This window comes from Pseudomonas sp. RT4P38, from assembly GCF_054897765.1.
On sequence record NZ_CM142703.1, the window covers coordinates 3,155,481 to 3,167,497 of the forward strand.

The 12,017-nt window shown below is 61.0% G+C and carries 12 protein-coding genes; 11 read left to right on the plus strand and 1 reads right to left on the minus strand.

What is annotated here, in order from left to right:
* Nucleotides 1-18: 18 nt before the first annotated feature.
* Entirely contained in the window at nt 19-1,203 is a 1,185-nt protein-coding gene (locus ACYZT7_RS14725; RefSeq protein ID WP_462041588.1) for an ABC transporter substrate-binding protein, read from the minus strand.
* A gap of 252 nt (nt 1,204-1,455) precedes the next feature.
* On the opposite strand from ACYZT7_RS14725, the gene pedF reads away from it, so the two are divergent.
* From pedF to pqqE, 11 genes are all read left to right on the plus strand, one after another.
* Complete coding sequence (gene pedF / locus ACYZT7_RS14730; protein ID WP_462041589.1) at nt 1,456-1,917, plus strand: cytochrome c-550 PedF; 462 nt, start codon at nt 1,456-1,458, stop codon at nt 1,915-1,917.
* 3 nt (nt 1,918-1,920) lie between these two features.
* On the plus strand, nt 1,921-2,796 hold the full coding sequence (locus ACYZT7_RS14735) for a substrate-binding periplasmic protein (RefSeq protein ID WP_462041590.1): 876 nt from the start codon (nt 1,921-1,923) through the stop codon (nt 2,794-2,796).
* Nucleotides 2,796-3,557, plus strand: coding sequence for a quinoprotein dehydrogenase-associated SoxYZ-like carrier (locus tag ACYZT7_RS14740; protein ID WP_462041591.1), 762 nt, complete (start codon nt 2,796-2,798; stop codon nt 3,555-3,557). The genes ACYZT7_RS14735 and ACYZT7_RS14740 overlap by 1 nt, the downstream gene beginning before the upstream one ends.
* Before the next feature lie 16 nt (nt 3,558-3,573).
* On the plus strand, nt 3,574-4,512 hold the full coding sequence (locus ACYZT7_RS14745; RefSeq protein WP_462041592.1) for a quinoprotein relay system zinc metallohydrolase 1: 939 nt from the start codon (nt 3,574-3,576) through the stop codon (nt 4,510-4,512).
* 276 nt (nt 4,513-4,788) lie between these two features.
* Nucleotides 4,789-6,567 (plus strand): PQQ-dependent methanol/ethanol family dehydrogenase, encoded by a 1,779-nt coding sequence (locus tag ACYZT7_RS14750; protein ID WP_462041593.1) that lies wholly within the window; start codon nt 4,789-4,791, stop codon nt 6,565-6,567.
* Between the two features lie 246 nt (nt 6,568-6,813).
* Nucleotides 6,814-8,334 (plus strand): acetaldehyde dehydrogenase ExaC, encoded by a 1,521-nt coding sequence (exaC, locus tag ACYZT7_RS14755; protein ID WP_462041594.1) that lies wholly within the window; start codon nt 6,814-6,816, stop codon nt 8,332-8,334.
* A 257-nt stretch (nt 8,335-8,591) separates the two neighbouring features.
* Entirely contained in the window at nt 8,592-8,663 is a 72-nt protein-coding gene (pqqA, locus tag ACYZT7_RS14760; RefSeq protein WP_003253598.1) for a pyrroloquinoline quinone precursor peptide PqqA, read from the plus strand.
* A 55-nt stretch (nt 8,664-8,718) separates the two neighbouring features.
* The gene (pqqB, locus tag ACYZT7_RS14765; RefSeq protein ID WP_462041595.1) at nt 8,719-9,633 is read left to right on the plus strand and encodes a pyrroloquinoline quinone biosynthesis protein PqqB; all 915 of its coding nucleotides are present in this window, start codon (nt 8,719-8,721) and stop codon (nt 9,631-9,633) included.
* Between the two features lie 127 nt (nt 9,634-9,760).
* A complete protein-coding gene (gene pqqC / locus ACYZT7_RS14770; protein ID WP_462041596.1) occupies nt 9,761-10,513 on the plus strand; it encodes a pyrroloquinoline-quinone synthase PqqC in 753 nt (250 codons plus the stop codon).
* Nucleotides 10,510-10,782, plus strand: a complete 273-nt coding sequence (gene pqqD / locus ACYZT7_RS14775) for a pyrroloquinoline quinone biosynthesis peptide chaperone PqqD (protein ID WP_462041597.1) — start codon at nt 10,510-10,512, stop codon at nt 10,780-10,782. The genes pqqC and pqqD overlap by 4 nt, the downstream gene beginning before the upstream one ends.
* Nucleotides 10,760-11,902: a pyrroloquinoline quinone biosynthesis protein PqqE gene (gene pqqE / locus ACYZT7_RS14780; RefSeq protein ID WP_462041598.1), complete on the plus strand. Its 1,143-nt coding sequence runs from the start codon at nt 10,760-10,762 to the stop codon at nt 11,900-11,902. Before pqqD ends, pqqE begins: the two co-directional genes overlap by 23 nt.
* The last annotated feature ends 115 nt before the right edge of the window (nt 11,903-12,017 follow it).

The following is a 12,017-nucleotide window of genomic DNA, read 5'->3' on the forward strand; positions in this document are numbered from 1 at the left end:
ATTGTTGTGGAGGTGAGATCAGGGAAAGCGGCAGCTGACCTCGGGCTTGTCGTAGCCCAGGCTGTCCATTTCGTTAAAGGGGTGCAGGAAACCGTCCTGCGGCGAAGTGCTGACCAACGCCCGGGGCTGGACGATGGGGATCGGCTGACGCAACTGACCGTTCCACGGCCGATAACTGAGCTTGCGACCCTTGAAACCGTCCAGCGGCAATTGATCGCTGGTTTCAAGCGTACGGATCGCCATCGGATCGGTCTGACGCAACTTGCTCACCGCACTGGCGATGCTGCGCACGGCGATCCAGGCCGCAAAATCGCGGTCATTCATCCAGCGCCCGGCCAGGGCTTCGAAGCGTTTCTGCAACTGCGCGGCGCCGTAGGTTTCCACTGTTTTGTGCCAGCCCACCGGGGTCAATCCCTGAGTGCCGGCAACCGGCCGTGGGTACCAGGTCTGGTAGGGCACGTATTCGCCGAAATCGCCGCGCTCATCGGCCACCAGCACCACGTCGTACTCGGCGGTCTGGGTGAACAGCGGCATGTCGGCCTGGGCGCTGCGGCGCTGATCGTTGTCGAAACTCCAGGTTTTTTCCGCGACCAGTTTCAGGCCGAAGCGTTTGGCGGCGCGGCGCAGGGCGGCGGCATAGGCTTGATCGTCCGGGGTCGGGCCGACGATCAGCAGCGCCCGTTGCCATTTGCGCACCACCAGAAACTGCGCCAGCGCATCGGCGAGCATCGCCCGACTCGGCAGGCTGTGCAGCACGTTCGGCAGGCAGTCGGTGGTGCGCAGGCTGTCGTCGGGGCTGCCGGCGTTGAACAGCAAGCTGTCGGGCAGCACGGCGCTGAGCCGGCGCAGGCTGGCGGCCGGTGCGTTGACGACAAACAGGCGCAGACCTTGTTCATGCTGAGCCTTGGCCGCTTCGACCAGGGCATCGGGATTGTCGACGTTGGCGCTGACCAGGTTGTAGCTCTGGTTGAGGAAACGCCCAGTGCTGTTGCTGTCAGTGATCGCCAGTTCGGCGCCACGCAGCCCGGCATCGACGGGCTCGGGAATGACGTTCGACAGCAACGGGCCCGGGTCGGGGCGATAGCCCAGGTAGCCAATTTTCACCTGCAACGGCGCGTCGGCGGCCTGGCTCTGGGTCGCCACTCCGGCGGCGCAGGTAATCGCCAACAGGTAGATCAGGGCGTAAGGGGCAAGCTGGCGCATAGGGCACTCCATTACAGGTAGCGCCAGCATAGGAACGCTGCGAGGCAGAAGGAAATATGCAGAAAGTACCAATGAGTCAGTACCAAGGTAGTAAAGGCGCCGGAAGCGTACCCGGGTGCGCACCACAAGCCCTACTACCAAGGAACTAGACGGCGGCCACCAAAGCAGCATGGGGCTTGCGCGAAGCCGTTCCTAAGATGGGTGCCATAGCCTCTTCAAAGAGGTTTTGCGTGCAATCAAGAGGGCATAACAATGAAAACAAAACGCAACGCCTTACTCGTTGCCGGACTGCTGGCCGGCTTTATCAGCGCAGGTTCCGTTTGGGCACACGGCAACGTAGTCCCCCAGGCTGTCGCCACTCCGGGCCTGACCCCGATCAAGGACGCTGGCGTGCCGGTCGATGCCGATGGTTGGGCCGCGGTGAACCCTTATCGCGCCACCCCGGAACACGATAAGGCCGTGGAAATCGGCTCTTCGGCGTACAACCAGAACTGCGCGGCCTGCCATGGCCTGGAAGCCAAGTCCGGCGGCATCGCCCCCGATTTGCGCATGCTGGATGTCGGCGAGGCCGGTGATGAATGGTTCGTCGAACGCGTGCGCCACGGCGCCGTGCGTGACGGCCGGGTCTACATGCCGAAGATGGCCGACTATCTGAGCCAGGAAGCTTTGTGGGCGGTACGCACTTACCTGGACACCGTTCGCGTCGAGGAGTAACCCATGCGCCTGCTCGCTGTGTTGATCAGCGCTGTGTTGCTGTGCTGCCAGGCAGTGCAGGCGCAGGTCCGAACCTATGACGAAATGATCGCCGCCGGGGAGCTGAAAGTCGCGGTCTACAAGGACTTCGCCCCCTACAGTTTTCAAGACGCCGGCCACGCCCGTGGCGTTGATGTCGAACTCGCCGAGGCGTTGGCCAAGGCCCTCGGCGTGCGCCTGACGTTGATGTGGGCGCCCGCCGGCGAGAAGCTCGATGACGACCTGCGCGATTACATCTGGCGTGCCAGTCAGTTGCACGATCTGCAACTGGCCGACCTGATGATGCGCGTGCCATACGATCGCGATTACGCGCAGAAACGCAATGAACTGGGTGAGTTGGAAAACGGCCATGTGGTGATGTTCGGCCCGTACCAGAACGAACAATGGCAGGTCGCCTTCGACCGTCGCCGACTGGATAAGGTGGGCAGCGTCGCCGTGTTCGAGCACCACCCGATCGGCGTCGAAGTCGACAGTGTGCCGTCGTTCTACCTGACCTCGGTATTCAGCGGCATGCTCGCTGGCAAAACCCATCACTACCCTGGTGTGGCACAGGCTTTCGCGGCCATGAAGGCCGGTGAAGTCGATGCAGTCATGGCCATGCGCGGCGAGATCGACTGGCAGGTTCATGAAGCCAACGACCCGCAAGTGGCACTGGCGGAGAACGCCTACCCGAACATGGGCAAGCAGCTTTGGGAGATCGGTATGGCGGTGCACGAAAGCAACCGTCAACTGGCCTATGCCGTGGAAGAGGCATTGGAAGCCTTGATCCGCGAGGGCGCTGTCAAAACCATTTATGGCCATTACGGCCTGCGCTATGACGTGCCCGAGATGTATCAATAGTGAACTGGCGAGCGGGTTGTCTGTTGGCCTGTTGGTTACCCATGGCGGCGCACGCCGTGGACATCGACCCGGGCAAAGACCCGGTGCCCTCGGTGATGTGGGCCTTCTATCACAAGCAAATGCTCGGCGATGCGCCGTTCGTGTTCGACGAGCGGGTCAAGCTGCTGGCGCCGCCGTTCGCCGAAGATTCCCGGCAAGTACCGCTGGAAATTGACGCGCGAGCGTTCAAGGGCGAGGTGGTGAAAATCCTTGCCTGGGCCGAACTCAACCCCTTGCCGAAAATCGTCGATTTCCAGCCGCTGGACCGCGTGCTGCCCTGGCTGTCGATCCGCATCCGTATCGAACAGGCCACGCCGTTGCGCGCGGCGATACTGACCCGTGACGGGTTGTGGCATGTCGGCTCGACTCTGATTGATGCGGCGGGCGGCGGTTGCACGGCGCCGAGTGTGGTGCGTACTCAGGCGGGCTGGGAAGACCACATCGGCGAAGTGCTGGGCGGTCGTTATCCCCGTGGCGAATTCAGTCGTGTGCGGCTGCAGGTGGCGCATCCCATGGATAACGGCATGGTCAGCGGCATCCCGGAGTTCTTCATCAACCATGCCGAACTGCGGGATCAGAACGATCAGCTGTTGGCCCGTCTTGAGCTATTTCCCGCCGTCAGCGAAAACCCCAACCTGACCTTCGACATCGAAGGAGCAGGGCAGATGCGCCTGTTACTGCGGGACAACAGCGGCAATCAATTCGATGCGGCCATACCCTGACCCAAAGGAGCGCGTGATGCGCTGGATGCTGCTGTTGTTCATGAGCCTGAGCCTGCCGGCGCTGGCCGAGCTCGAGTATTCACTCAAGCCCCGGCAGATCGCCGAAGACACCTGGCTGCTGGAAGGCAGCACTGACAATTTTGCCAAGGCCAACGGCGGCAACATCGTCAATACCGCGTTCATCGTCACCGAGCGCGGCGTGGTGGTGATCGATACCGGACCGTCGAAACGCTACGGCGAAGCGATGCGCAAGGCGATTGCCGCGACCACCGATAAACCGGTGATTGAGGTTCTGCTGACCCATCATCATCCTGATCATGTGCTTGGCAACCAGGCCTTCAGTGACGTGCCGATCGGTGCGCTGGCCGGCACCACCGAGCTGTTGCATCAGCAGGGTGATTCCATGGCCGAGAACCTGTATCGACTGGTGGGCGACTGGATGCGTGGCACCGAAGTGGTGTTGCCGACCGAAACGCTGACGCCCGGCGTGCGAAGTTTTGGGGATCACGATTTACGTCTGCTGGGCCTGGGTGGGCACACGGGCGCGGATCTGGCTATTCTCGACCAGAAAACCGGCGTGTTGTTTGCCGGGGATCTGGTGTTTTATCAACGGGCGCTGACCACGCCCAACAGTCCGGGGCTGTCGGTGTGGCTGGCGGACATTGCCACACTTCAAGGCTTGCGCTGGACGCTCATCGTTCCCGGCCACGGCCCGGTGGCCACGGATCAACAGCCGTTCGAGCAAATGCGCGACTACCTGACCTGGCTCGACCAGTTCATGCGCGATGGCGCCGCCAATGGCAGTGATATGGCCGAGATGATCCGCAGCCCCATTCCCGAACGTTTTGCCGGGATCAGCCTGAGTCGTTACGAGATGATCCGCAGCGTCAGCCATTTGTACCCCCGCTATGAACGCGCACAAATGACCCGCGTCGATTCCGCCGCAGATAAGTGAGCAACACAAAACCCCTGTGGGAGCGAGCTTGCTCGCGATGGCGGTGTATCAGCCGACATCAATGCTGAATGTGAGGGCCTCATCGCGAGCAAGCTCGCTCCCACAGGGAATCGGTGTGGACCACAGTATTGATGATGTTCGTCTTTTCCGACCCGGTACTAAGGAACTAGCAATCTCAGCACTGCGGGCAATTGTCCCAAGGGCGGCGGCGCCCAAGAATCTGCACCAGACCGGGAAAATTTCCCGGGTATAACAAAAACCGCAGAGGTAGCCGTCATGACCCAACCCGCACGTCGCCAACCCTTCGTCTTGAGTGTGCTGCTCAGTGCCATGCTGTTGTCTGGCTCGGCATTGGCCGGCGTCACCGATCAAGACATTCTCCAGGACCCCAAGAACCCGGAGCAGATCGTCACCAACGGTCTGGGCGTCCAGGGTCAACGCTACAGCCCGCTGGACACGCTCAACGTCAACAACGTGAAGGATTTGCGGCCGGTCTGGGCATTCTCCTTCGGCGGTGAAAAACAACGCGGTCAGCAAGCACAGCCGATGATCAAGGACGGCGTGATGTACATGACCGGTTCCTACTCGCGGGTGTTTGCGGTGGATGCGCGCACCGGCAAGAAGCTCTGGCAATACGATGCGCGCCTGCCCGATGACATCCGCCCTTGCTGCGACGTGATCAACCGTGGTGTCGCGCTGTACGGCGACCTGGTGATTTTCGGCACCCTCGACGCCAAGCTTGTGGCCCTGAACAAAGACACCGGCAAGGTCGTCTGGAGCAAGAAAGTCGCCGACCACAAGGAAGGCTATTCGATCAGCGCGGCGCCGTTGGTAATCAACGGCAAATTGATCACTGGTGTCGCCGGCGGCGAGTTCGGGGTGGTTGGCAAAATCGAAGCCTACGACCCGAAAAACGGTAACTTGCTGTGGACCCGTCCAACCGTTGAAGGCCACATGGGCTACACCTACAAGGACGGCAAAGCGGTGGAGAATGGTATCTCCGGCGGTGAAGCCGGCAAGACCTGGCCCGGCGACCTCTGGAAAACCGGCGGCGCCGCCCCTTGGCTGGGCGGTTACTACGACCCGGAAACCAATCTGCTGCTGTTCGGCACCGGCAACCCGGCGCCGTGGAACTCGCACCTGCGTCCTGGCGACAACCTCTACTCGTCGTCGCGTCTGGCGCTCAACCCGGACGACGGCACCATCAAATGGCACTTCCAGAGCACGCCTCACGACGGCTGGGACTATGACGGCGTAAACGAGCTGGTCTCGTTCAACTACACAGAAGGCGGCAAAGAGATCAAAGCCGCCGCGACCGCTGACCGCAACGGTTTCTTCTACGTGCTGGACCGCACCAACGGCAAATTCATTCGCGGTTTCCCGTTCGTGGACAAGATCACCTGGGCCACCGGCCTGGATAAAGAGGGCCGGCCGATCTACAACGAAGCCAGCCGCCCAGGCGCGCCAGGCATCGAAGCCAAAGGCAGTTCGGTGTTCGTAGCCCCGGCATTCCTCGGCGCGAAAAACTGGATGCCGATGGCCTACAACAAGGACACCGGGCTGTTCTACGTGCCGTCCAACGAGTGGGGCATGGACATCTGGAACGAAGGCATCGCCTACAAGAAAGGCGCGGCGTTCCTCGGTGCCGGTTTCACCATCAAGCCATTGAATGAAGACTACATCGGCGTGCTGCGTGCCATCGACCCGAAAACCGGCAAGGAAGTCTGGCGCCACAAGAACTTCGCGCCGCTGTGGGGCGGAGTGCTGACCACCAAGGGCAACCTGGTGTTCACCGGTACGCCGGAAGGTTTCCTGCAGGCGTTCAATGCCAAGACCGGCGAGAAAGTCTGGGAATTCCAGACCGGCTCCGGCGTACTCGGCTCGCCTGTGACCTGGGAAATGGACGGCGAACAGTACGTCTCGGTCCTCTCCGGCTGGGGTGGTGCTGTTCCGCTGTGGGGCGGCGAAGTGGCCAAGCGCATCAAGGACTTCAACCAGGGCGGCATGCTCTGGACCTTCAAGCTGCCGAAAGACCTGGTGGTGGCGAAGCACTGATCCAGAAGACAGCCACCTAACCTGTGGGAGCGAGCTTGCTCGCGATGGCGTCAGCACATTCAACATTGTTGTCGACTGTCAGACCGCTATCACGAGCAAGCTCGCTCCCACAGGGATTCGCGATCATCTACTACCAAATAACGAGAATCCCCCTGCCAACGGCGCATTCGTCTGACGCGCGGGGCTCTCTACTATCGGTTCATCGCCTGTTTGCCCGACAGGCATCGACCCAGACAGAGGCCCATCATGATCTACGCACAACCTGGAACACCCGGCGCCGTCGTTACGTTCAAAGCGCGCTACGGCAACTTCATCGGCGGTGAGTTCGTCGCCCCGGTCAATGGCGAATATTTCACCAACACCTCGCCGGTCAACGGTGAAGTGATCGCCGAGTTCCCTCGGTCCAGCGCTGCCGACATTGAAAAAGCCCTCGATGCCGCCCATGCCGCCGCCGACGCTTGGGGCAAGACCTCGGCGCAGGACCGCTCCCTGGTGCTGCTGAAAATCGCCGACCGCATCGAGCAGAACCTGGAAATCCTCGCCGTCACCGAAACCTGGGACAACGGCAAGGCCGTGCGCGAGACCCTGAACGCCGACGTGCCGCTGGCCGCCGACCATTTCCGTTACTTCGCTGGTTGCATCCGCGCTCAAGAGGGCGGTGCCGCCGAGATCAACGAGCTGACCACGGCCTATCACTTCCACGAGCCATTGGGCGTGGTCGGTCAGATCATTCCGTGGAACTTCCCGCTGCTGATGGCCGCCTGGAAACTCGCCCCGGCCCTGGCCGCCGGTAACTGCGTGGTACTCAAACCTGCCGAGCAGACGCCGCTGTCAATCATGGTCTTCGCTGAGTTGATCGCCGACTTGCTGCCACCCGGCGTGCTGAACATCGTTCAGGGTTTCGGTCGCGAAGCGGGTGAGGCGCTGGCCACCAGCAAGCGCATTGCCAAGATCGCCTTCACCGGTTCCACCCCGATTGGCGCGCACATCATGAAATGCGCGGCCGAGAACATCATTCCGAGCACTGTCGAACTGGGCGGCAAGTCGCCGAACATTTTCTTCGAAGACATCATGCAAGCCGAGCCGCAGTTCATCGAGAAGGCCGCCGAAGGTCTGGTGCTGGCGTTCTTCAACCAGGGCGAAGTCTGCACCTGTCCATCGCGAGCGCTGGTTCAGGAATCGATCTACGACGACTTCATGAAAGTGGTGATGAAGAAAATCGTCAAGATCAAGCGCGGCGACCCGCTGGACACCGAAACCATGGTCGGCGCCCAGGCGTCCGAACAGCAATACGACAAGATCCTCTCGTACCTGAAAATTGCTCAGGAAGAGGGCGCCGAGCTGCTCACCGGCGGCGCGGCCGAGCGTCTTGAGGGCGACTTGTCGACGGGTTATTACATCCAGCCGACCCTGCTCAAGGGCCACAACAAAATGCGCGTGTTCCAGGAAGAAATCTTCGGCCCGGTGGTGGGTATCACCACCTTCAAGGACGAAGCCGAAGCCCTGGCGATTGCCAACGACAGCGAGTTCGGCCTCGGCGCCGGTCTTTGGACCCGCGACATCAACCGTGCCTACCGCATGGGCCGGGCGATCAAGGCCGGGCGTGTCTGGACCAACTGCTACCACCTGTACCCGGCGCACGCTGCGTTTGGTGGCTACAAGAAATCCGGTGTCGGCCGTGAAAACCACAAGATGATGCTCGACCACTATCAGCAGACCAAAAACCTGCTGGTGAGCTACGACATCAATCCGATGGGGTTCTTCTAACCTCCGCAAGAACACTGAAGAACCTGTGGGAGCGAGCTTGCTCGCGATAGCGGTCTGACAGTCAACATCAATGTTGAATGTGCTGCCCTCATCGCGAGCAAGCTCGCTCCCACATTGGTTTTGGGTGTGCTGAAAATTTGGCAACACCCCCTACCAATGCACGCCGCTACCTCGTTCGAAAGTAGCATTCGGGTGCCTGGCCCCCCGTGCATTAATGGCTTTACCGGAATCGTCCGGCACAAGAAGAGGATTGACCCATGTGGACTAAACCCGCGTTTACCGATCTGCGCATTGGCTTTGAAGTGACGATGTATTTCGCCAACCGCTGATTGTTCACCCGGCCAGCTGTTGCGTTGGCCGGGCCTGCCTTCTGGAGCATTGCCCATGCACATTCGCGTTCTCGGATCCGCCGCTGGCGGCGGTTTTCCGCAATGGAATTGCAACTGCCGCCAGTGCGCCGCGATGCGCAATGGCAGCCTGCGGGCCCAACGGCGCACCCAGTCCTCGATTGCCCTGAGCGACAACGGTGTGGATTGGGTGCTGTGCAATGCTTCACCGGACATTCGCGCACAACTCGAGAGCTTCGCGCCGCTGCAACCGGCGCGCCGGGTTCGTGACACGGCGATTGCCGGCGTCGTCCTGCTGGACAGCCAGATCGACCATTGCACCGGCCTGTTGAGTCTGCGCGAAGGCTGCCCGCATTCGGTCTGGTGCACCGAACGCGTCCATGAAGACCTGAGCAGCGGCTTCCCCTTGTTCACCATGCTCAAGCATTGGAACGGCGGGTTGCAGTGGCAACCGGTCGGACTGGACCGCGAGCCGTTCAGCATCGCGGCCTGCGAACACCTGCAATTTCGTGCGATCCCCTTGGTGAGCAACGCACCGCCGTACTCGCCCAATCGCGGCAATCCGCAGCCGGGCGACACCATCGGGCTGTTTGTAGAAGACCGACGCACCGGCGCCTCACTGTTCTATGCGCCAGGCCTGGGTCAAGTCGACGACGAAGTCCTGAGTTGGATGCAACGCGCCGATTGCCTGTTGCTGGACGGTACCTTGTGGCGCGACGACGAGATGCGAATCTGCGAAGTCGGCCAGAACCTGGGCAGTGAAATGGGTCACCTGTCGCAAAGCGGCCCTGGCGGCATGCTCGAAATCCTCGAAGGCTTCACCCGCCAGCGCAAGGTGCTGATCCACATCAACAACACCAACCCGATCCTCGATGAAGACTCGGCCGAGCGGGCGCTGCTGGAGCGGCGCGGGATTGAAGTGGCTTATGACGGCATGAGTATTGAGCTGTAGCGGAGGGCCTCATCGCGGGCAAGCCCGCTCCCACAGGGGAATCAAGTTCGCAACAGATCCAGTGTGGGAGCGAGCTTGCTCGCGATGAGGCCAGACCAGACACAGCAGAGCTTCCAGGAGAACCGCAATGACTGACACCCCGATGTCCCCCGCCGAATTCGAGCAAGCCCTGCGCGCCAAAGGCGCCTATTACCACATCCACCATCCATTCCACCAAGCCATGTACGCCGGGCGCTCCAGTCGCGAGCAGATTCAAGGCTGGGTCGCCAATCGATTCTATTACCAGGTAAACATCCCCCTAAAGGACGCAGCGATTCTCGCCAACTGTCCGGACCGTGACGTACGCCGCGAATGGCTGCAACGGATTCTCGACCACGATGGCGCACCCGGCAGCGAGGGCGGCATCGAAGCTTGGCTGCGGCTGGGCGAAGCGGTGGGGCTGAATCGCGAGCAAATCCTCTCACAGGAATTGGTGTTGCCCGGTGTGCGTTTCGCCGTGGATGCCTACGTCAACTTCGCCCGCCGCGCCTGTTGGCAAGAAGCCGCCAGCAGTTCGCTGACCGAGCTGTTTGCGCCACAGATTCACCAATCCCGGCTCGATGCCTGGCCGACCCATTACCCGTGGATCGACGTCGGCGGTTACGACTATTTCCGTACTCGCCTGAGTCAGGCACGGCGCGACGTAGAGCATGGTTTGCGCATCACTTTGGCGCACTACGTCACGGTCGAAGGCCAGCAACGCATGCTGGAAATCCTGCAGTTCAAGCTCGACGTGCTGTGGAGCATGCTTGATGCCATGAGCATGGCCTACGAGCTGGAGCGTCCGCCGTATCACACCGTCACCACTGAAAACGTCTGGCACCGCGGGATTGCCCTGTGAGCCTGATCAACCGCGAGCAATCACCGTCGCTGCGCCGGGGTTTTCGCCTGCAATGGGAGCCTCGTCAGGACTGTCACGTGCTGCTGTACCCCGAAGGCATGATCAAACTTAACGACAGCGCCGGGCAGATTCTCGATCTGGTGAATGGACAGCGCAGCGTTGCGGCGATCATCGATCTACTGTCCGCAAGTTTTCCCGGCGTACCGGGGATCGACGAAGATGTACTGGCGTTTCTGGAGGTGGCCCATGCTCAATTCTGGATCGAGTGACTCGCGCCCGGGGCCGCCGCTGTGGCTGTTGGCGGAGTTGACCTATCGTTGCCCGCTGCAATGCCCGTATTGCTCCAACCCGCTGGACTTCGCCCAGCAGGGTGAGGAATTGAGCACCGAGGAATGGATTCGGGTGTTTCGCGAAGCCCGGGAGATGGGTGCCGCGCAGCTGGGTTTTTCCGGCGGCGAGCCGTTGGTTCGTCAGGACCTGGCCGAGCTGATCAAGGCCGCCCGGGACATGGGTTATTACACCAACCTGATCACCTCGGGCATCGGCCTGACCGAGCAGAAAGTCCGCGACTTCAAAGTCGCGGGGCTGGACCACATTCAGATCAGCTTCCAGGCCGCCGACGAAGCGGTGAACAACATGCTCGCCGGTTCGCGCAAGGCCTTCGCCCAGAAACTCGCCATGGCCCGCGCGGTAAAGGCCCAGGGCTATCCGATGGTGCTGAACTTCGTCACCCATCGGCACAACATCGACCAGATCGCGCAGATCATCGACTTGTGCCTGGAGCTGGAGGCAGATTTCGTCGAGTTGGCGACGTGCCAGTTCTATGGCTGGGCCGAACTCAACCGCGCTGGCCTGTTACCCACCCGCGAACAATTGCAGCGCGCCGAGCGCATCACCAACGAATATCGCGAGCGTCTTGAAGCGCAGGGCCACCCGTGCAAGCTGATTTTCGTCACCCCGGATTACTACGAAGAGCGCCCCAAGACCTGCATGAACGGCTGGGCCAATCTGTTTCTCGACATCACCCCGGACGGTACGGCGTTGCCGTGCCACAGCGCCCGACAGTTGCCGGTGCAATTTCCCAACGTGCGCGAGCACAGTATCGAGCACATCTGGACGGATTCTTTCGGTTTCAATCGCTTTCGTGGCGATGACTGGATGAAAGAGCCGTGCCGCTCCTGCGATGAAAAGCACAAGGATCTGGGCGGCTGCCGCTGCCAGGCATTCATGCTGACCGGTGATGCCGCCAACGCTGACCCGGTGTGCAGCAAATCACCGCACCACGGTGTGATTCTCAAGGCTCGCGAGGAAGCCGAGGCACCAGGGCTGGGCATGGAACACCTGACGTTGCGTAACGAGAAGGCTTCGCGATTGATCTACCGCGGGTGAATCAAGCGACACAGGGGTTATCCGGTGAATTCAGAGTCTGAGTACACCCTGCCTCCTACCCATTGGTCTGATTGCATTCATGGCCGGATGCTTTAGTGTGGACATTACCTTCCAA